Here is a 20,079-nt window from a genome sequence, read left to right as displayed (position 1 = left end):
TCGAGGATCTGGACGACCCGCGGACGGGGAATGCCAAGCGCGTCACGCTCTCGACGAGATGGTGCTGATCGCACTGTACTCGGCGCTGAGCGGCGGCGAAAGGTGTTCCGACATGGCGCTGTTCGGGCGGCTGAAGCGGAGCTTTCTGGAGGTTCCTGACGTTGGAGCACGGCATCCCGAGGATCTCAAGGAGCGTAAAGATTATAAGAAGAGATTGTTCTTAATTAGTTGACGCGTTCCTCCGGCGGGCGCAGCTCCGCCAGGGGCGGCGCTGCGGCCGCGCCTTCAACGCCCGGTTCAGAGGGTGATGACGCTGCCGTCGCGGTGGTGGCCTCGGGTTCCGTTACCGCGGCGGTGGCCAGCGCCCAGGCGGAGGAAACGAAGCGCACCGGCGAGCTGATCAGCGCGCGCACCGCCCTCGGCAGCATTCCCCAGATCACGCCGGAATAGCTGAAGGCGGGAGACAGGATGTCGCCGCTGACTGGCAGCCGGATGGCGATGGAACCGTCGTTGTCTTCCAGCAGGCGGATCATCGTGCTGAGCGGCACGGCGATCGGCGGGGAGAACTGCATGCCGGCGCCGTCAGCCCGGTCGGCCAGGCGCACGTCCGTCAGCCGCGCTTGCAGCTCGCCCTCCAGCTGCCCTGCGGTCACCGTGGCGGCGGCGCCAGCCGTCAGGTTGCCGCGGAAGATGTGCAGTCCGATGGCCGGGCCGAAGTACGGCGACAGCGTCGGCAGGTGCAGCTCGTCGATGCTGGCCTGCAGCGCCAGGCTGGGCTTCGGCTGAAACGCCTCCGCCCACCCCCGAACGCTGATGGCGCTGTCGTCCAGCCGCGCCTGCAGCCGCAGCTCGCTGCGCGCCTGCGGATCGGTGGTATCGACGTTCTCCAGCAGCAGCGAGTCGACGGCGAGCCGCGCGGTGACCGGCGGCGAGACGCCGGGGTCGCGCAGCGTGATCTGCCCGCCATCCACCAGTGCTATGCGTCCGATCCGCACCGTCGGCAGGTCGGCGGGGGGCCAGCTACCGGCGCCATCGCGCGCAGCGGCAGCCGGCGCGGGCCCCGGCGATGCCGGGGCTGCAGGGCGCGCGGGCGGGCTGAGCGCCGCGTCGAACCGGCCGACGGTCAGCGAGTCCAGCGCGAACCGCCGGTCGGACGAAGCCGCCAGCCGGCTCAGGGAAATGTCGGCGACGGTGCCGCTAACCGGCATCGGGCGAGCAGTGGCCGCCGCCAGCGTCTTCAGGGCCAGCGCCACGTCCGCCCGCCACGTCGGGCGTTCGCTGCCGCTTGCGAATTCCAGATCCGCCACGTCCAGCTTCAGCCCGGATAGTGTCACGCGGTCGGCCCCGCCGCGCGCCTGCGCCGCCGGCAGCTCCGCCTGCAGCGTGTTGACGCCGATGTGCCCCTGCATCCCGAAGCCCTTGCTCTCGCCGACCTCCCGATAGGAGAACCGCTGCAGGTTCAGGTCGAGCCCGCCGATCTGCCCCTGCGGCGCCGCGCCGGAATTTGACTTCGACGCCATCGCCACCGCCATGTCCGGCGCGGCCACATCGCCGCGCCCGGAGACTTCCAGGATGTCGGCGTCGATCACGTCCACATCCACCCGCCGCAGCGACAGCGCCGGCGCGGCAACTTGCACCGTCGACTCCGGCCGCACCGGCGCTTCCATGCGGAACCGGTCCAGCGTCAGCAGCGGCGTCGCGACCTCCACCTTGGTGCCGGTGGCGCGGCTGTCGTCCACCACCAGGCGCGGCACCTGCCCGGCAAAGCGCGCGGCGAAGATGCGGATCGGTGGCGGTGCGGGGGCACCGCCCTGCGGCACCCGGTAGATCGACACCACCAGCGCCTTGGTGTCCAGCGCCACGCCGCCCTCGATCAGCACGCGGCCGGACGGAAAGGCAAAGCGGGTGCCGATCAGGTCGGCGTCCAGCGTGTCCGCGACGATGCCGATCGGCTCGACAGGGTCCGGCACCAGCAGGTCGAGGCGCTGCGCAACCACCGTGCCGGTGGCGACGAACGGCGCGCCCGGCTGCGCCGCCTCCACGTCCACCTCCGACAGCCGGATCACCGCGTTTCCGACCGTTCCCTGGATGTCCGGACCGCCCATGCGCAGCCGGTCGAGGGTCACCTGCGGCTTCGCCGCGCGCACGGTTGCGACGGCGGTGCCATCCTGCTCGGCCGTTACCTTCGGCACCTGAATCCCGACGGTCGCTGCCTCGATGCGGGTGGGTGGCGGTGTCGGCCCGCCGCGCCGCGCCTGCTCCTGGATCGACACCAGCAGGTCCCCGACGCCCACGGAGAAGCCGCCGGCCAGCCGCGCCGTGCCCGGCGCCAGCGCCACGCGCGTCTCCGCCAGCTCCGCCCGCAGGCTCGCCAGCCCAAGCGCTACCGGCTCGACGCCCGGCAGCCGAAGATCGACCCGGTCCACCACGACCGAACCTGTGGCCACCAGCGGCGCGCCCGCCTCGGCGCCGGTCATGGCGAAGCTGGACAGCCGAAACGCTGCGTTGCCGATGCTTCCCTGCACCTCCGGCCCGCCGAGGCGCAGCTCCTCCACGAACAGCAGCGGTTCGCGCGCCCTCACCGTCAGCCCGGCGGCTGTCGGATCGTCATCGTACCCCAGCATCGGGATGTGGAAATTCAGGCGGCTGGCTTCGATGCGCGCCGGCGCCGGCGCCGGCCGGCCCCCGGTCGCGGGGGGCTGGATCGACACCAGCAGCTTGCGCGTGTCCAGCGCCAGTCCGCCTTGCACCCGCGCCCCGCGGCCGGGCGGGAACGCCAGCCGGGTCTCCGCCAGATCGACGTTCACCCGCTCGGCGGTGACGCTGACCGGCTCCGCCTGTGGCAGCAGCAGGTTGATCCGCTCGACCGCCAGCGCGCCGGTGGCGAGGAACGGCGCGCCCGGGTCGGTCCCAGCGATGCTGAAGCCGCTCAGCCGCGCGGCGGCGCGGCCGATGCTCCCTCGGACCTCGGGACCGCCGAGCCGCACGTCGGCCACCTCAAGCTGCGGTGCCACGTTCACGTCCGGCTGCTGCCCTGGCGCCGTCCGCACCGTCGTGCCCGGCAGCCCGAAGCTGGCTCGGGAGAAGCCGACCTCGGTGCCATTCTCGAAGCGCAGCGCGCTGGCCTGCAGATCGATGCCCAGGTCGCCCTGCAGCGTCGTCTGCCGGCTCGCATCGTACGATCCGGCGACATTGTCGAGCCGCAGCGTCCCCGTTGCCAGCTGGCCGCCGCCGAACAGCGGGTGCGCCAGATCGACGCCGGTCAGCGATCCGGTGGCGGCGAGACGGCCGTCGATGCGGCCGGCAGTGAACACGCCGATGCTGGCCGTCTGCACCGCCAGATCAATCGTCCCGGCGCGCGAGGTGAAGCCGAGCGGCCCCAGGAAGCGCTCGATCTTCGCCATCTCGATGCCGGTAACCGCGGCCTGCGCCTCGATCTCGATCTTGTCGGCGAACGGCTTGGCGACCCCCGAGGCCGCCAGGCCGATCTCGTTCAGCTCGGCATCCAGCCGGTAGCGCCCCGGCTTGTCCGGCGCCCAGGTGCGGAATTCGGCCAGCTCCAGCTGGTTGACGTGCATCACCGCTTCGCCGCCGCGCGCGTCGATGAACACGACGCGGCTGTCGCGAATCTCCAGCAGGTCGAGCCCGGCGCCCCACCCAAGCTGCTCCTGCAGGTCGCGCGGCGTGGTGGGGCGTGGTGGGGTCACCGGCGCCGCCTCGGGCGCCGGCGGCTGGGCGCCGCCGCTCTTCGTCTGCTCCGCCAGGATCTGGTTCAGCGGGATGCCGTTGAGGCTGAAGCCGCCGTCCGCCGCCTGCCGAACCTCGAATCGGACTCCCTCGATGACGATCGCTTCGACCAGCGCCTGCCGGTGCAGCAGCCGGGTGACGTCGATCTTGACGCCGATCTGCCCCACCTGCCCGTGCTGCGCATCGGCGCCGCGAAAGGTGACCGGCCCGAACGACAACTCGCCGCGCAACGGCCGCAGCCGCAGCGTCTCGACGCCGCTGGTATCGATGTTCAGCCCGTCCAGGTATGTGGCAACCACCTGGCGCGCCACCAGTTGCGGCCCATAGCGGATCGTCACCCCCGCGGCCACCAGTAGCACGGCAACAGTGCCGAGGATCGCGACCCAGGCGCGGTTGCGCCGCAGCCAGGGCCGGGGCGGCGGCGGCGGTGCAGCGGAAGCGGGGCCAGGGTCCAAGGCGTACACCTGAAGCCAGGGGCGAGATCAACGCTGACGTTAGCCCCCGCCCCGCACCGCTCACAAGCCAGATGCAGCGGCACGCGGTTGAGCTGGGGAAACGGTCTAAGCAGGATTCCCTTGGGCGGTGCACATATGGCAGAATCTGGTGGAGGGGCCACTGGATTTTGGTGTTGTCATGGCGGGTCGTCCTCGTGTCGTCGCAACGGTGGAGCAGTGCCGGGAATTGCGTGCGCTGGCCGGGTCGTCGGATCGGGAGGAGGCGGATCGGGCGCGGGGGATTTTGCTGTCGCTGGAAGGCTGGTCGAGCCTTCGCATTGCCGAGGCATTCTCGGTCAAGCCGGACAGCGTGCGCCATTGGCGCTGGACGTTCGGCCGCGAGGGGGTTTCGGGGCTGCGCGCCCGCAAGGCGCCGGGGCCGGAGCCGGTGAAGGCGCTGGCGGCGCTGTCGGTGGTCTCGGAGGTGCTGGCGGACGAGGTTTCCGATCGGCCGAACTGGACGTTGCCGCGGTTGCAGGACGAGATCGAGACGCGACGCGGCCTGCGGATCTCCAAGTCACGGCTGAGCGTGGTGATGCGCAAAAAGGCTTTCGCTGGCGGCGGCCCCGGCACACGCTGAACGGGCGGCAGGATGCCCAAGCCGTCGACCGCTCGGGCCTGCGCCTTCGGCTGTTCAAGCAACAGGCGCAGGCCGGCGACATCGTGCTGCTGTTCCAGGACGAGTCGGAAGCGCTCACCCACCCTTATCTCGCCCATGCCTGGGCCAGGCGCGGCGCCGACCTGCGCGTCGAAGCGCCCGGCCAGGCGCGCAAGGTGGCGATGATCGGCGTGCTCGACGTCGTTGCCGGCACCCTCCTCGTCGAGACCAGCCGGACCAAGAGAAGCAGCGACTTCATCGCCTTGCTGGCGCGGCTCGACGAACTCTACGGTCCACGCCCCGGACAACAGACGAAGCCGGTCGTGATCGTCCTCGACAACGGACCCATCCACACCAGCAAGGCGTCGCGGGCCGCGCTCGCCACCCGGCCCTGGCTGAGCGTCGAATGGCTGCCGAAGTACGCTCCCGAACTGAACGACATCGAACACGTCTGGCGCGACCTGAAGCGGCACTTCCTCGCCCATCAAACCTTCCGCGACCCGGACCATCTCGACCAAGCCATCCACACCGCCGTCGAAAATCTCAACAAGGAGCGCAAAACCAAACCGTGTGCGAACCTACGAATCGCTGCTTAGCGTTTCTCTACGAGCGACTGCGGCGGGCGGACCAGGGCGATGCGTTGTCCGCACCTCCGTCGTCCTGCCCAAGAATCCGTGGGTAATCTACGGCATCAAGCCGGGCGGCAGGCTCATCGACCTGCAACCGTTCTGGCAGCGGCTGCGCGCCCGCGCCGGGCTCAAGGACGCCCGCATCCACGATTCTGCGCCACACCTTCGCGTCCGCCGCCGTCGCCGTCCGCCAGGGCCTGCCGATGATCGGCAAGCTACTCGGCCACACCCAGGTACAGACGACGGCACGCTACGCCCATCTCGCCGCCGATCCGGTGAAGGCGGCGGCGGATCACGTGTCGTCGGCGATCGCCAGATCGATTCTCGGCGCAAAGAAAAGGAAGCGGTTAACGGTTGACCGTTACCTCGTGCGACAAGTTCGGAGAAATTCGTCTCGAACATCGCTCGCACCTCATTGTCCTCGCCCTTCTTCAGTCCGGTACCTTGCTGTGCTCCACTCTTGGAGTCGAGTTGAATGAACGACGTAAGCGTGCGATACGGAAGAAAAGCGAACATCCTGCGGGGCAACAATTGCCACTTTCGGCTGCCCACCGCCGCATCCGTATCGATTGTGGTATCGTATATGCGGTCATGCAGGGATATTCGGATTGCCGCTCCCGATGAGACGACTGTTCGCCGCCCTCCACTTCGCTGTCCTGGTCTGCCTCCTGATCGTGCCCGTGCCGGCGTCCGCCGCCGGGGGCGGCACCCCCGCGGTGCAGCAGGCCGACCCCACCTACCGCATTCGTTTCCCCGAGGACGAGGGCAGCCATCCCGCCTTCGGCAAGGAATGGTGGTATATATCCGGTTGGCTGGACGTTCCCGACGGCGATGCCCTCGGCTTCCAGATCACCTTTTTCCGCCTACGCCAGGACCATGGTGAAGACGGCCGCAGTCTCTCCGAGCCCAGGCAGATCTTCGTCGGCCATGCAGCTTTGAGCGATCCGGCTCAGGGCGCGGTTTTGCACGATCAGAGGGTGGCGCCTGCCGATTCGGGACAGGCGGGGGCGCGGGAGGGGGCCATGGACGTGCGGATGGGCGACTGGTCGCTCGCCAGGGAGGCGGGCGGTGCCTACGTCATCGCCTTCCCGGCGCGCGGCTTTACCCTCGCGCTGCGCCTCGAGCCTACTCAGCCGCCGATGCTCAACGGCGATCACGGCTACAGCCAGAAGACTCCCGACCCGACGGTGGCGAGCCACTACTACAGCGTGCCGCAGCTCGCAGTGAATGGCACTGTAACCCGCGGCGACCGGGCGCTGCCGGTCACCGGCACCGCGTGGCTCGACCGGGAATGGTTCACCGCGCCAGAGTGGATCGCCCAGCCACGATGGGACTGGATCGGCATCAACATGGCCGACGGCGGGGCGTTTATGGCGAGCCGGGTGCGAGACCATGACGGCAACCCCTTGTGGGCCTTCGGCAGCATTCGCGACGCCTTGGGCACTCTCACTGTGCTCGGGCCGACGGAAGTGGCCTTCACGCCGCTGCGGCAGTGGCGCTCGTCGAGCACCGGGATCGTCTTTCCGGTAGCGTGGCGAGTAAGGGTGGGTGAACGCGAGGTAACCATTGAGCCGATGATGGACGACCAGGAATACGATGCGCGAGAAACGTCGCGCCTCGTCTACTGGGAAGGGGCGGCCCGGGCTCTCGAAGATGGCAGGCCGGTTGGCCGCGGCTACCTGGAGCTCACCGGCTATGGCCCGGCGCAACCCTAACGCCTCGCTGTCGGGACATTGAGGAAAATACCGCGGTACAGGATTAGCGCGCGCCTCAGCGAAGCGAACGCGCCGGGCGGAGCACGAGATCGCCCGGCCATTAATCACTGCTGCGGTGGGTAGGACAAATCGATCTGCTGCAGGCAATTGAACGCTTCGAGCGAGGGTTCTGTGGAGCGCGTCCCTGCGCCCGAATTTCCGAGATCGTCTGCTCGTATAGCCGCTGCCAGCCGAGAAGGCACAGCCGCGCCTGGATTAGCGTTTCAATCGCCTCGGTGTCTGTCGGACCGCCTTCGATAAGCCGATGTCATCGACCAGAAAGCGGCCCGCATGGCTGTCCAGGAAGGCCCGGACTTCGATCGGCGTCAACGCGAATATCGTCGCCAGAGCGTCGCTGGCCATTGCCCAGATCGATTGAACCTCGTAGCCGTTGCGTTCGCTGGCGGCCCAAAAGCCGGATGATGGATCCATGGTCGGTAGAATCGTTCTGATCGCCATTGCCGTCGTGGCCCGTGAGTGCACCCCCAAAAAGGTAGCCTTGCTAACAGCGGACAACGCCCGCAACGGTCCGGAACCAGGATCGTGCGCTCAATAACAGCTGAGCGCGCCCTTTCTAGTGCGCGCGCCCACCGGCATTACATTCGAGAAGGGCTGCACAGCGACCAGCCCGATAGAGGATGCCCGAACCAAAGAACATACGTCTACAGCGATGTGCTAAATTTCTGCCTCTTGAACCAGCGCCCATACCGCGTCAACGCTCAGATGTTCGCACACTTCTTTCTCGATGACCTGGTCCATTACCTCGCCAAGTCTTCGAACTTTTGCCATGTAGTCTTCTACGTCCGCGCGTGTCACGGTCGAGTCCATTTGTCCGTGTGCAATTTGGTTCCGTCTGTGGACAAGGGCATTCAGAGCGTTCTTGATGACTCTGTCAGCCTCGATAGCGGCGAAGCGTTCCCATATTTTCTGAAGACCGATCGTCTTGAAGAGGCATTCTATTTCGTCGCTCCCTGGATTGGCAAAGCCCTTTGTATGCAGCTCGGGATCAAGACCCGCGAGAAGGCGCAGCTTGTCCCCCGACACGAACGGGTGACCTGTGCACTCCATGATAATCTCGAGGCGCTTAACGATATCGCAGTTGTCCCACCTTTCTGGCCGTCCGACGACCTGGTGCGCTACGATCGCCCTGGGAATTTCGTTACAGGTCGGCGCGATTTTCGCATACGCGACTATAGCATCCCCGATGAGGTCCTCGAAAAAGCCTTCCACGTGCGAACACAGCAAATACCAGTGCTCCTCTTAGGATAGCATTATCTTTTGCTGCGGCGGCGCTCTGTTCGGTGATATTCGCCTCAGGAGGTGAACACATTTCCAGCAGAAGCTGCACTTCCTGCAGTCTCTCGTTGAATTTGCTCATGGCCGCGGACGAGGCCACTGCATTATGCTCCGACTATCCGAATACAATGTCAGGGCAGTGTATGCCGAGCTGCCTCAAATTATAAATCCATTGGGCCAACCGATTGTTGATGCGCGTTTTGTCTCGCGTGGCCTGTATGATGGCATCAAAAAATACTTTGTCATTGTTACACATTTCGCAAAATGTGCGGACAAGTTCGCTTTTGCTGCCCTCAAGAGCGCCTTTATCAATTCTAGCAAATGTAAGCATAATAACGTCGTAGATCGCGCGATTGATCTGGTTTTCCGCGTTTCCGTTTTTGTCGAAACGGCGGAACGCCTTGTCTCCAAATACGTCCTCCACTTTTTGTATTGTCTCAAGAAAAAGCGTTCTGTGACGCTCAATATCAACGTCCGACATGCGAATACCGCTCGCCAGATAGTTGTCCAGAAAGGGAGCAAAATATCCTTTGTATGCGGAGGGCGCATAATGGAATGCAAAGAAGCGTAGAATAAGCTCGGCATCCCGCATCCGCTTGTCCAACCCGCTTGCTCCTCTGAGCTTTTGGAATAACTTATCTTCGCAGAGTTCCCGGATCAGAGCGTTAAGCCGTCCCCGATAGGTGGAGTTTCGAAGCTCCTGGGCCGTCAGCTTCACCGATCCAGAATTAAGGCGCTCAAAGACGTCGAACCTGATGTCAGGATTTGACTCCTTTTGAAGTGCGATACACCGTATTGTACGAGTTCTTATCAGGCGCTGATCCGAAGGGTCCAGTTCGACGAAGCGCTTCCGGTTTATTTCCGGGCGAACTCGCAGCCCTCTTAAGGAAAATTGATTCGTAAGATAGCGGTAAATGGAGGTCAGGCGCTGTTGGCCATCAATAACGCTGTACGCGCCATCTTCACTTTCGGCGAAGTAGCAAACGGGTATGGGAACATTTAAAAGAAGTGATTCGATCAAACGGCTGGCCTTTGTATCGTCCCAGACACGGCGGCGCTGAAAATGATCCTGAAGCACTAGAGAGCCATCTTTTATCTGCTGTTCAATAGAGCTGACGATGAAATCAAAGGGCTGCGTGACAAGCTTTCTCTCACGAAGCGGAATCTGAAGTTCCGGCCTGCTCTCGCCTCCATCGGCGTCGTCGTCTTTGTCCTCGAAAGTCTCTTCGGAATAAGGCGGCTCGTCCGTCTCCTCATCTTTTGGAAGAGAATCATCCGCGCTCTTAGACATGTATCCTCCGACTCATTCGTTCAGACGTGCTGACGATGCCGCGACGTGTCCGGCAAAGCTTGTAACAAACGTTTTCAAGCCGGTTAGAGTGCTCATCTCGCCATACTCGCCAGTCTCTCTTGCTGTGCGGGGCGACGTCAAAATCGTCGCCACTGTGTACAGCTCTTCCTGAACCAGCTTTCTGCAGAGAATGTTGTAACGTTCGGCGTAGGAAGCCCCCTGGAACTCCGGAAGAACCGGAAAGTGCGGCGAGGAGTCGCGGACCGGCGATCGGGATTCTGGGGCGTCTTCAAGAAGCATGAGCCAACCGGTGAATGGCCCCGGGGATTCTCCGAACGCGCCTTCGCGGAAAGCCGTTCGGAAGTCCACGGCCGTCCCAAGGGCCTCTTCGGTGCGGTTGTTGAAGTTGTTGCCGAAGGACGGACCGACCTGGGATTTCAGCTCGACGGCGGCGACGAGGTCACCCTGGTGCGTAACGATAAGATCCCAGAGCTTGGTGGGACGGAAGTAGCCGGGAAGCGTGACCACGCGGCGCTTAAGGTGGACGCTCGAGAGAGGAAGGCCGTTGGCCTCTATGAGGTCGATGATCAGGGTGAGAAACCCGTTCATGTTCTTCCCGGCTGTCACGCCGGAGCGCTCACCCTGGTCCACCCTACCGGCCTCGATCTGCTTCTGGCGCCTCCTCGCGGTTGCCCCAGAAAGCTTTCACGGCCTCACAGGCCTTGCGTTCGTAGTCGGCAAGATCGATCGCCATGCCTACGCCCCGCTGCCGCCAAGGGCGGCGCACTCCTCGGGCGAGAGGCCGTAGAGCCTGAATACCGCGTCGTTGCAGGCAGAAAGGTCGCCTTTCCTAGCCGCCTCAATCAGGGAGTTCCTGACGCGCTCCGGCACGTCCTGCCACCTCGGAAGGCGGATACGACGCAGGTACTGTGCCTGAAAGCGCAAATACCCGCCGCGCATTTTTGTGGAATAGATGGCTACAAAGAGACGGGCTATGCCTGACAAAAGAACGGCCTGCAAGGCTTTGAGGTCCCACTCATCCGACGTAATGAAATAGAGATTGTGATGAGGATACAGCAGACCCTCCTCATAGACGATGTGAGCTTTACCCTTGATGTCCGGAATGAGAAGTTTCGGCTTGCGCGCTATGGCCGGATAGATGCGGTCGATGGTCCGGTACCAGTTATGCGGCTGCTTTTGAAATGTGCCGTCCTGCTATCTTTCCGGCGGGCCTCCAAGTAGCGAGCAAGTTTGGGGTACTTGCCGAGTTCGACGAGTCCCCCATCATCCTTGAAAGGATTGATCACGCCGTAACCGCGCCATTTCACATGGCCGCTCATAATATCGCGGGTCAAGACCAGCGGCAGCTTGCGGTCCGCCTCCACGTCCAACTCGTCGAACAAGCCGATGAACTCCTTGTCGGCTCCGGTCGCAACGCCAATGCCCACCATGCAACCGGCCGCTTCGATGGCGGGAATGCGCTCCTCAAGGCGGCGGACCAGCGCGAGCTGGTCGGTCGACTCCAGAATCCAGGGTTCACATCCGCTCGCGACGACGGGCATTTCCTCGACGGGGCCGCGCGTCTCCGGCGGCGCGCTGCAAGCAAGCTGGTGGGCCAACGCGGAAAGAGTCTTCGCTTCGATAACGGGACGGTGCGCGATGCGGGTAGGTCCGGGTTTGCCGCGTGCAATGACCGTGATTGCGGGATAGGCAATCACGTCGGCCAGGAAGGCCGGGGTATCGACCATGTCCACGTAAACTTTGAGGTGGAAGTTCTCGGCCACCATGCGGCGGAGCGGACCCCCATAGCGGTTCTTCATCCACCTGTCGGCACAGATGAAGCCGAGATGCCCCCCTTCCGCCAGGTGCGAAAGCGACTTCTCTATAAAGGGAATGTAGATGTCGGCTCGGTCGAAGATCGTCTGGAAGCGGCTGCGGTACTCGGCGATTAGAGCGTCCGGTATCAGCTCCTGCCGCACGTAGGGGGGATTGCCGACGACGTGGGTGAAGGTGTCCAGGAAATCGGTCAGCAAGAAATCCTTCTGGCTCAGCCATGCCTGGGCAAGCTCCTCGCTTTGCCGGTCGGACAGGCCTTCCTTCCTGAGTAGCGCAAGAAGCTTTGCGCGGGTTGCATCGAAGGAGGCGCGGTGCAGCTCCACGGCGCGCATGGAATCCCGCAGCGACGCTACGGGATCGTCTGACTTGCGGGAGCCGTGCTCGCGCCAAGCGGCTAGAAGTCGGGAGACTGCGGGCAGCAGAAAATCGCCCTCACCGAAGGACGGCTCAAGGAGGCGCAGCTCCTGCAAAGGCTTGTCGGCCGTATAACCAGCAAGGTCAAGAATGAAATCGACCACTTCACGGCGCGTGAAGATTGCGCCGCGCTCTTCGATCCCTGCCTCGGCGAGGCGCTCAAGAGCGGCATCGACCGGGCAGAACCCGGGCAGCGACGCTTGCGTCACCGATGGACTTAAGCAGTGAGCAAGGATCTGTGCCATAGAATCCTAATGGATGTGATGCAGATTGCGTTAGCCAGCTCCTTGCACCATACATTGAGATGTCCGCGTGTGGGAATACTAAATATGGCCAATTGAGGTTCTACGGGCACGCTGCTCCTTCCATTGCTCGGCATGGTGCGCATCAGCCCATTTAAAAGCATCTCTTGGCTGCCGTCCGTCGAGAATTCGCCTGTTGTATCTCCGGCGCCAGCAGCGTCAGCCGGAGCAAGCGGTTGACGAAGCTGCGTGTGATGCCCTCCGCTTCGGCAATCTCGTGTGCCGAGCAATACCTCCCATCCTCCAGCAACCGCTTCCAGCGATGGGCACGGGCGTGCGCGCGGATCAGCGCCTCGTCGGGGCGTGGCCGCGCCAACGCCTAAGCAGAAATCGCCGGGTTGACCAACGGATGGCGGGCTGGTTCCCTGATCGCCTCGATTTGCGGGCGGCAGGCATGAGCGGAAAAAAATCCCCTCTCTCGGTAACTAAGGAACAGCGAGCGGCATTGGCGGCGTTGGCGGCGTTGGCCGGTTCGCGTGATCGCGGCGAGGCGGACCGATCCCGGGCGGTGCTGCTGACCGTCTCGGGCTGGACGAGCGGACGGATTGCCGAAGCCTTTGGCGTGCGGGAAGACACGGTTCGGCTCTGGCGAAGCGATTTCATGAGAGGCGGCGTCGACGCGCTGACGGCCACCGTCGCCCCCGGCCCCGCGCCAGTCAAAAGCGAGGCGCCGCTGCGCGTGGCCATGCCGTTGCTGGCCGAGCCCGTCGCCGACCGGCCCAACTGGACCATTCCGCGCCTGCGCGCCGAGATCGAGGCACGCGAGGGCGTGAGCATCAGTCGTTCGCAACTGTGCAAGGCGCTGCGAAAAAAAAGTTCCGTTGGCGGCGTCCCCGGCACACGCTGAAGGGGCGCCAGGTCGCCGCCGAAGTCGACCGGGTTGGTCTGCGCCTGCACCTTCTCAAACAGCAGGCCGACGCCGGCGACGTCGTTCTGCTCTACGGTGACGAGAGCGAGGCACTGACGCATCCCTACCTCGCCCGCGCCTGGGCGATGACGGGAGCGGACCTGCGCGTTCCCGCGCCCGGGCAGGCGAAGAAAGTCGCGATGCTGGGTTCTCTCGATTACAAGACCCGTCAGCTCATCGTGCACACGAGCAAGACCAAGCGAAGCAGCGACTTCGTCGCCCATCTCGAACAACTGGACCGGCTCTACGGTCCCAAGCCGGGTCAGCCCGTCAAGCCAGTGGTGCTGGTCGAGGACAACGGTCCAATCCATACCAGCAAACTCTCGCAGGCAGCACTCGCTGCCCGCGCCCATTGGCTCACCGTCGAGTGGCTGCCCAAATACGCCGGAGTTGAACGACATCGAAACCGTCTGGCGCGATCTCAAGGCGCATCACCTCGCCCACCAGACCTTCGCCGACGCCAACGCGCTTGACCAAGCCATCCATAAAGCCGTCGAGGCCCTCAATGAGGAGCGCAAGTCCGTTCCGTTGGACGAGATACGAATCTCTGCTTAGCCGTCGCCACCGTCGAGTCATCACCTTGCGGCCGCTGCGGCGCACGAACGTCATTGGAGTGCGGACGCTGGTCATAGTGCCGTCGAACTGCCAAGCGGGCTTTCCCGATCCTGCCATTCGCTCTCATGCCGCGTTTGCCTTCGCATCGGTTGTGGGGAGCTGCTCGACCAGCGTCTGCAGCCCCTCCGCCCGCAGCGCGCGGCGATGTGTTCTGGCGTGACGTCGGGCCCGCTCGACCAGTAGGCGGACGGTGCGCGCCTGTTCGGCCGGGCAACAGCTCACCCCACAGCGGCGCGAAGTCGGTGATAGCGACCTGAGATTGCATCACCGACACACCCTCGCCTGATCCCGCATCACCTGATAGTCCGCGAGCATCTGCTCGATAACCGAGCCGGCAGGCAACGAGGCGAGTTCGTCGGCCGCGCGGGCCAGGAACTCCCTGCTGTAGGCGATAACCGGCGGACAGGGTGCGCCGTCAGAGCGTTCCGTCCCGCATCCGGCGAGCGAGCTCACCGCGATCGCGAGGACGACGGCTCGCAGCCTCGAGCTGGTCACGTTGCACCTCCACAGTCCGCCGCATATTCTCGACACGCTCGGCATTGCGGCCGGCCTGGCGGGCGCCGAAGAGAACTGCGGCGACGCCGGCCGCGGCGGCGAGCCATCCCAGGATCGTGAGCACATTGCGAAGCAGGCAGCCCTGGAGGAGCAGCCACATCAGCGCAAGCCTTGGCGCCGATCATCGATGCGCGCCCACAACATGACGCCGATGCCGATCAGCGTGACCGCAAGCAGCCCCCACTTGGCCGCATCGAGGTACGGCACGATACTGGCGAGCGCGTCGTGCGCTTGGCCGACCGTTTCCTGAATGACACCGATCGCGCCGGCGCCGATGGTGCCAGCCGCTGCGACCTGCCCGGCCTTTACCGTCCGCGTCTGCTGCAGCGAGCGCTCGGGCGGCATCACGCCGGCGCGGACCAGTGCTGCGTCGATCTGAGCGCCGGTGTAGGGCTGCCGGCCGTTCTCCACCCGGATCATCGCCACCAGGATGGGCTTCAGGCAGGCGTGGTCGTGCAGATCGAGCGGCTCGCCGATGTCGAAGCCGCTCGCCTTGGCAACTGTCCGAGCGTACGCCTCGGTGTCGTTCTCGTTCGGCGGCGCCCACACCTCCACCAGCTTGCGGATTGTGTCGAGATGCCGGCGGTCGTAGTGAGCGATCAGCAGCACCGCCGCCGCCCGCAGTCCCATGATCGGGTCTTCGAACTGCTCGAAGGCGCCATCGCTGTTGTGCTTCGGTGGCACCCGGCCCTGCCAGCGGTTCTCGGCAACGAGGCGGATGTTCAGCGGATTGTTGTTGCGGATGCCGCGCGGCAGCATGGTTTGAATCGTCATGATCACCTCCGGACATGAAAAGGCCGCCCGAAGGCGGCCGTGGGGCGTCAAGTGATGGCCGGCTCAGTGCAAGCCGACCGGGTTGGTCAGCAGGTAGCCGATGATCGAGAGCAGCAGCGCGATCAATGCGCCGGTAATGGTGACGCCGGTGTTCATCACCCGCTTGAAGATTTCGTAGACGACGTCTTCCTTGGCGACGTGGCTGGTCAGCGCGTCACGGATCTGCTGGATGTCTTCCTTAACCGTCGCCAGCTCCGTTCGCTGGTCCTGGACCATCGCCCGCAGGCCGTTGTTGAGGGTGCCCTTGATGTCGGCGACATCGCTTTGCAGCGCACGGATGGCGGCGGTGTGCTCGTCGGGGGTCATGGCTGGGGAGTCCGCTTGAGGCGAGCTTTAAGGAGCAGAACGAGTTGCGGGCTACGCGGCAACCGCCATGTACCGCCGGCGCGGCGCCGTCGGCGTCGCCTCCAGCTGCAGCACGGCGATGGCGAGATTGCCGACGTTGACGGTGGTGCCGGCAGTCTCAGCGCGGGCTCGCCATTTCCAGGTTGTCGCGACGGCGGCGAGCGTCTGCCGCTGCGCCAGTCCGGCGCACTGCCACCCGGCGGCGTTCGGCGCCTCGCGGTTCCACTCCTCGACGGCGCTGCCGTCCCTGGCGATGTTGAGATAGCCGGAAACGGTGGTCGACGCGGTGTTGCAGCCGCCCACCGCAATGATCGCGTGCTGCAGCGCCAGCGGCGTCGCGGACAGTGTCAGGAAGTCCTGGTTGCTGGCGCTCGTGGTGTTCTGCGTCGCCTGGTTCGAGGCGAAGTAGGCGCCATCAATCGCATCGAGCCGCAGCGCCAGGATGCGGGCGCCCTGGAGGTAGCAGAGCGTGCCGCTTTCGGAGCGGTACTGCAGCTGCAAGGTGCGCGCGGCGGCGGTGAGGCCGAGCTTCTCCATCACCGCGAACGCCTGGTTGTCCCAGTTGTCCTTGCAGTACCAAGCTCTGTCGCCGTAGGTGGCACCGCCGGTGACATCGTTCAGCCGGCAGCGCATGGCGCCAAGATTGGCGTTGCTGGCGCGCGTTGCCGACGCGATCACCAGATAATCGCCGGCCGAGGCGGGCGTGAACGCCAGCGTCGCCGCGGTCTGCCAGCTGGTGCTGCTGGTGTTCACCTGCGCCAGGCTCTCGGCGTAGGCGTCGGCAGCATCAGCCTTGATCAGCAGCAGGTGGACATCCTTGATCTTGGTGGTGTCGCCGGCATGCGAGGAGTTGATGTTGACGTCGAGCTGCTGTTCGCCTGGCGCCACGCCGAAGCTGAGCCTGGCGATGCCGAAGACGCCGACCCAGTCCTGCGGGCTCGTCGGCTCCTGGCGCTGCACCGACTGCTCGAGGAGCACCGTCGCCGCCTGGACGTGATAGACCGACACCCAGCCGACGTGGTCGTTGGTGCCGCTGGAGTTGGTGAAAGCGGCGGATGCAAACAGCCAGTAGTCGGCATTGGGGTCCGGGGTGAAGGTGAGCGAGAGAGCGTTCGTCCAGTCGGCGCTGATGGTGCTGTTTTCGGCTAGGCTTTCGGCATAGAAGCTCTGGCGCGTGGGCATGGTCAGTCTCCACGCAGGCCGGGATAGCGCATCACAGCAGCGTCGCCGCCAGGGTCACGGCAATGTCGGCGAGCGTCGCATCGGCGGTGGCGGGTGCGACGATGCGCAGTACATCGCCGGCGGCGAAGTCGGTCTGGCTGCTGGCGAAAGTGGCGGTTGTGGCCGAGACGGCGACGGTCGCTGTCAGGAACTGGATGCCGTTCTTCTGGATCGCGAACAGCGACGTGCCGGTTGCAGCCGTGCCGGCCTTGAGGCGCGAGCCCGCGGCGTTGGCCGGGATGCGGAACGGCCGGGAGGCGACAAACAGCAGCACCGCCTCGCCGTTCGAGGGCTTGCCCGCGATGCCGCAGAGGATGTCGTAGGGCGGCCCCGACCAAGCCCCCGTGCCGTCGAGGAAGTGTGCAGCATTGTTGTCGAGCTTCGGCAGCAGGCCGTGCGCCGAAGCCGACGCGTTGAGCGTGGTCACGTCGCTTGGCGCCGCCAGCTCGTCGAGCCTGATCGCGTCGCCGCCGCCGGCCTTGTGACTCGCGGCGTGCGACGTGGGCGTGCGCGCGTCGGACAAGCGGGCATCGTTGCCGGCGCAGGCGGTGGTGCCGGTGGCGCCATAGGCGACGGCGATGCTGCCGCCGGTGTCCGTCAGGCCGGTGCCGCGCGTCCTGGCGTAGAAGTCTCCTTCGTCGGTCAGGTCCGCCGCACCGTGGGTGTGTGCCGTCGGCGTCCGCGGTTCGGACAGCCTCGGGTCGTCGCCCTCGCAAACGGTATCGGGGCCCGAGCCGTAGGTGGGCGCAAAGGTCAGCGTGTCGGTTGCGGGATCGGTAGTGACGGCAATGCCGTTGACGCCGGCGAGCGTCAGCGTGTCCGCGGCCGCATCGGCGACGACAGCCGACTGACCAGCAACCGAGATCGTCCCGAACGCTGGCGTCGAACCGGCAGGACCGACACCGGCGATCGCCGCAACGTCTGCCGGCGAGAAGCTGCGCAACTCGGTCTCGATCGGATCGACGATCTCGGCGGGCGTGATCTTCGACGGCAGCAGCCGCGCCGCTGAGGTCTGATCGACGCCGCGGATATCCAGCGCAAACTCGAGGAGGCGCACCTGCTCGCTGCCGTTGCCGCCTTGTCCGAACAGCGCCAGCCCGGCGTCGATCGTCTGCCGCAGCGCCGCCGGCATCGGCTGCCACGGCCCCCACAGCGTCTGGTTGGCCTCGTCCAGCGTGACGGTCGCCAGGGTCTCGGTCCAGCTGGCACCGCCGTCGAGCGAGAAGGACCACAGCAGCTGCGCTTCCATGGGGCCGCCCGGCGATCCGACGGTGACCACGAGGCGCATGTCCTGGTAGCCGCGCAGGTCGAGGCCGGTGAGCCGCCCCGCCGCACCGGCCGGAAACTCGCCGGCCGAGACCGGCACCGTCCACAGCTGATCGCCCGCCCACGCCGGCTGCGAGCGCAGGAAGGCGTCGTCGGAGAAGCCCTCGATGCGGTTGTCGTCGATGTCGTAGGTCAGCCGGTCGAGCCCGTTCAGCGCCTCGACACGGACCGCCTTGCCCCGGCCGACGAAAATCTCCTCGGTCAGCGTCGGGTCGTACCACAGCATGCTGCCGGTCGGGCCGTCCTGCCGCCATTGCCGGTTCTCGCCCTCGATGCCGCGCAGCTTCAATTGCGACCAGGTCAGCCCGGCCGTCGCCGTCCGCTGCGCCAGGATGTTGCCGCGGATGACGACGTTGTGCGGCACGGCGCTGAACTGGCTGACGATGATCGCGGTGTCGACGACGTTGTCGTTGCCGTACTGGTCGGCGGTGACCAGGTCGGTGACGGTGTTGGCGTAGACCAGCACGTCCTCGATCGGCCGCGCCCCTTCGCCGTAGCTCTGGTCTGCGCCCAGGAACACCGCGTAGTTGAGCGGCGCTCGGAAGCTGTTGCCGAGGATGGTGATGTGCTTGCCGCCCAGCACCTTGACGCCTTGCGCGTTGTAGACGCGGTTGCCGATGAAGCGGAACGCGCGCTGCTGGCCCGGGTCGTCCGCCACCACCGCCGAGAGATTGGCGGCGCAGCAGTCGTCGATGATCCAATGGAAGTCGGAATCGCTGACCGCCACGTCGGCGCAGTTCGACGCGTTCAGGCCGTCGCGGGCGATGCGGTTGAGATGGATGCGGCTGGCGCGGACCTGGTTGCAGTAGCCGAAGGTGAACGCCATCTGCGAGGCCCATCGGCCTTCGACATCGATGAGCTCGGCCCGGTCGTAGTGGTCGAGGGCGATCAGCCGGCTGCCATCGCCCAGCTGCTTCATCGTCGCCTGGAGGTCGCCCTCGAACAGGATGTCGCGGATGACGATCGTCTTGCCCGGACCGTCGTCGACATCCCGCCCCAGCAGCCGGTAGGCGGTGCCGTCGCCGGGGTCTTCGCCACCGGTGAGACCCGCCGTCGTCGCGGCAACGCCCTTGTACCATCGGCAAGAGCCGCGTCCCGTCAGCTTCAGATCGGGGCAGCTGTCGGGATCAATACCGCTCAGGTCCCCGGCGTGGCCGATCATAAAGTCGCCCGACATCAGCAGCTCGCCCGGCTGGCCAGACGCCTTGATCGCGGCGATCGCAGCCCGAATGTTCGCGTTATCCGCGCTGGAGCTGGTGCCGATGAGCGGGATCACCTTGGCCGGGAAGCTGATCGCCGCCAGCGTGCTGCGCTCGGCCGCGGTCATCACCACCTTGCCGCCGCCGTCTGTGATCTGGTCGGCGGTGTAATCGCCCGCCTGTGCTCCGACCGCGCCGGTGCGGCCGAAGACCGAGGCGACGCCGCCACCCCCGCCGCCGGCCTGCACCCAGACAGCGGCGCCGGTGGTCGCGTCGGTGCAGAAGAACAGCCGGCCGGCGGCGACGTTGATCCACACCGCCGCGCGGATGTAGCCGTCGGCAGCGTCGTCGTTTACCGTTGGGTCGGTGACGGCGCCGTAGTTCTCGATGATCTCCCAGGCCGTGTTGCCGGCGTTGCGGCGCCGGAGCAGCTTGCCGGCATCGTTGCGCCAGCGCATGAACGGATAGGTGACCGACGGCGCGAACGCGCCCTCGTGCTCGGTCGCGGCCGCCTGGTCGGCGAGGTTGAAGTCCTGGCGGACCTGCGCGCCGAGCCCGGTCGGCACCGCCCCAAAGGTTGCAGACTGGGTCATGATTCAGATGCCAGATGTCAGAGGACAGATGTCAGAAAGGAAAAAGAACTTCAGCCCGCCCGCAGGGCCGCCCCAAGGGCGGGCTGTCCTTCGAACTCGGCGGAAGTACACCGAGCGGAGCGA

Annotated in this window: 14 protein-coding genes and 3 pseudogenes; 6 read left to right on the top strand and 11 right to left on the bottom strand. The window is 65.5% G+C overall.

Annotated elements, in window-relative coordinates; all coding sequences use genetic code 11:
* Positions 1-58: 58 nt before the first annotated feature.
* Complete coding sequence (locus IPK66_06050) at positions 59-232, top strand: hypothetical protein (GenBank protein ID MBK8174832.1); 174 nt, start codon at positions 59-61, stop codon at positions 230-232.
* On the opposite strand, the gene IPK66_06045 is transcribed toward IPK66_06050, so the two are convergent.
* On the bottom strand, positions 225-4,202 hold the full coding sequence (locus tag IPK66_06045; GenBank protein MBK8174831.1) for a DUF748 domain-containing protein: 3,978 nt from the start codon (positions 4,200-4,202) through the stop codon (positions 225-227). The two genes, IPK66_06050 and IPK66_06045, sit on opposite strands and share 8 nt — an antisense overlap.
* A gap of 178 nt (positions 4,203-4,380) precedes the next feature.
* Between IPK66_06045 and IPK66_06040 the strand changes: the two genes are divergently transcribed.
* The 3 genes and pseudogenes from IPK66_06040 (at position 4,381) to IPK66_06030 (ending at position 7,183) form a co-directional block, all read left to right on the top strand.
* Positions 4,381-4,821, top strand: coding sequence for a helix-turn-helix domain-containing protein (locus IPK66_06040; protein MBK8174830.1), 441 nt, complete (start codon positions 4,381-4,383; stop codon positions 4,819-4,821).
* Positions 4,770-5,435, top strand: a pseudogene (locus IPK66_06035) (IS630 family transposase). Before IPK66_06040 ends, IPK66_06035 begins: the two are co-directional and overlap by 52 nt.
* A 653-nt stretch (positions 5,436-6,088) precedes the next feature.
* Positions 6,089-7,183 carry a carotenoid 1,2-hydratase gene (locus IPK66_06030; protein ID MBK8174829.1) on the top strand — a complete coding sequence of 365 codons (1,095 nt, stop codon included), beginning with the start codon at positions 6,089-6,091 and terminating at the stop codon, positions 7,181-7,183.
* 255 nt (positions 7,184-7,438) lie between these two features.
* On the opposite strand, the gene IPK66_06025 is transcribed toward IPK66_06030, so the two are convergent.
* From IPK66_06025 to IPK66_06005, 5 genes and pseudogenes are all read right to left on the bottom strand, one after another.
* Positions 7,439-7,654: a hypothetical protein gene (locus IPK66_06025; protein ID MBK8174828.1), complete on the bottom strand. Its 216-nt coding sequence runs from the start codon at positions 7,652-7,654 to the stop codon at positions 7,439-7,441.
* Positions 7,655-7,897: 243 nt separating this feature from the next.
* The gene (locus IPK66_06020) at positions 7,898-8,452 is read right to left on the bottom strand and encodes a hypothetical protein (protein MBK8174827.1); all 555 of its coding nucleotides are present in this window, start codon (positions 8,450-8,452) and stop codon (positions 7,898-7,900) included.
* A gap of 181 nt (positions 8,453-8,633) precedes the next feature.
* Positions 8,634-9,809: a DUF262 domain-containing protein gene (locus IPK66_06015; GenBank protein ID MBK8174826.1), complete on the bottom strand. Its 1,176-nt coding sequence runs from the start codon at positions 9,807-9,809 to the stop codon at positions 8,634-8,636.
* Between the two features lie 12 nt (positions 9,810-9,821).
* Positions 9,822-10,563, bottom strand: a pseudogene (locus tag IPK66_06010) (PaeR7I family type II restriction endonuclease).
* A 2-nt stretch (positions 10,564-10,565) separates the two neighbouring features.
* A pseudogene (locus IPK66_06005) lies at positions 10,566-12,304 on the bottom strand (Eco57I restriction-modification methylase domain-containing protein).
* 502 nt (positions 12,305-12,806) lie between these two features.
* Here IPK66_06005 and IPK66_06000 point away from each other — a divergent pair.
* Complete coding sequence (locus tag IPK66_06000) at positions 12,807-13,208, top strand: helix-turn-helix domain-containing protein (protein MBK8174825.1); 402 nt, start codon at positions 12,807-12,809, stop codon at positions 13,206-13,208.
* On the top strand, positions 13,154-13,741 hold the full coding sequence (locus IPK66_05995) for a transposase (protein MBK8174824.1): 588 nt from the start codon (positions 13,154-13,156) through the stop codon (positions 13,739-13,741). The genes IPK66_06000 and IPK66_05995 overlap by 55 nt, the downstream gene beginning before the upstream one ends.
* A gap of 406 nt (positions 13,742-14,147) precedes the next feature.
* Here the strand turns inward: IPK66_05995 and IPK66_05990 are convergent, their stop codons facing one another.
* From IPK66_05990 to IPK66_05970, 5 genes are all read right to left on the bottom strand, one after another.
* A complete protein-coding gene (locus IPK66_05990) occupies positions 14,148-14,336 on the bottom strand; it encodes a hypothetical protein (GenBank protein MBK8174823.1) in 189 nt (62 codons plus the stop codon).
* Positions 14,337-14,537: 201 nt separating this feature from the next.
* Complete coding sequence (locus IPK66_05985) at positions 14,538-15,206, bottom strand: structural protein P5 (GenBank protein ID MBK8174822.1); 669 nt, start codon at positions 15,204-15,206, stop codon at positions 14,538-14,540.
* A gap of 69 nt (positions 15,207-15,275) precedes the next feature.
* The gene (locus tag IPK66_05980) at positions 15,276-15,578 is read right to left on the bottom strand and encodes a hypothetical protein (protein ID MBK8174821.1); all 303 of its coding nucleotides are present in this window, start codon (positions 15,576-15,578) and stop codon (positions 15,276-15,278) included.
* 51 nt (positions 15,579-15,629) lie between these two features.
* Positions 15,630-16,799, bottom strand: a complete 1,170-nt coding sequence (locus IPK66_05975; protein ID MBK8174820.1) for a hypothetical protein — start codon at positions 16,797-16,799, stop codon at positions 15,630-15,632.
* A 31-nt stretch (positions 16,800-16,830) separates the two neighbouring features.
* Positions 16,831-19,956, bottom strand: coding sequence for a hypothetical protein (locus IPK66_05970; GenBank protein MBK8174819.1), 3,126 nt, complete (start codon positions 19,954-19,956; stop codon positions 16,831-16,833).
* Positions 19,957-20,079: the final 123 nt, after the last annotated feature.

The organism is Rhodospirillales bacterium (genome assembly GCA_016712595.1).
Taxonomy (GTDB): domain Bacteria; phylum Pseudomonadota; class Alphaproteobacteria; order Rhodospirillales; family Defluviicoccaceae; genus Defluviicoccus.
This window is presented reverse-complemented; position numbering and strand designations above follow the sequence as displayed.

Bases quoted from the DNA above. Each gene is read 5' to 3' on its own strand.
- IPK66_06050 (MBK8174832.1), top strand. From the start codon at position 59: ATGGTGCTGATCGCACTGTACTCGGCGCTGAGCGGCGGCGAAAGGTGT.
- IPK66_05980 (MBK8174821.1), bottom strand. From the start codon at position 15,578: ATGACCCCCGACGAGCACACCGCCGCCATCCGTGCGCTGCAAAGCGAT.
- IPK66_05970 (MBK8174819.1), bottom strand. From the start codon at position 19,956: ATGACCCAGTCTGCAACCTTTGGGGCGGTGCCGACCGGGCTCGGCGCG.
- IPK66_06025 (MBK8174828.1), bottom strand. From the start codon at position 7,654: ATGGATCCATCATCCGGCTTTTGGGCCGCCAGCGAACGCAACGGCTAC.
- IPK66_06015 (MBK8174826.1), bottom strand. From the start codon at position 9,809: ATGTCTAAGAGCGCGGATGATTCTCTTCCAAAAGATGAGGAGACGGAC.
- IPK66_05975 (MBK8174820.1), bottom strand. From the start codon at position 16,799: ATGCCCACGCGCCAGAGCTTCTATGCCGAAAGCCTAGCCGAAAACAGC.
- IPK66_06040 (MBK8174830.1), top strand. From the start codon at position 4,381: ATGGCGGGTCGTCCTCGTGTCGTCGCAACGGTGGAGCAGTGCCGGGAA.
- IPK66_06030 (MBK8174829.1), top strand. From the start codon at position 6,089: ATGAGACGACTGTTCGCCGCCCTCCACTTCGCTGTCCTGGTCTGCCTC.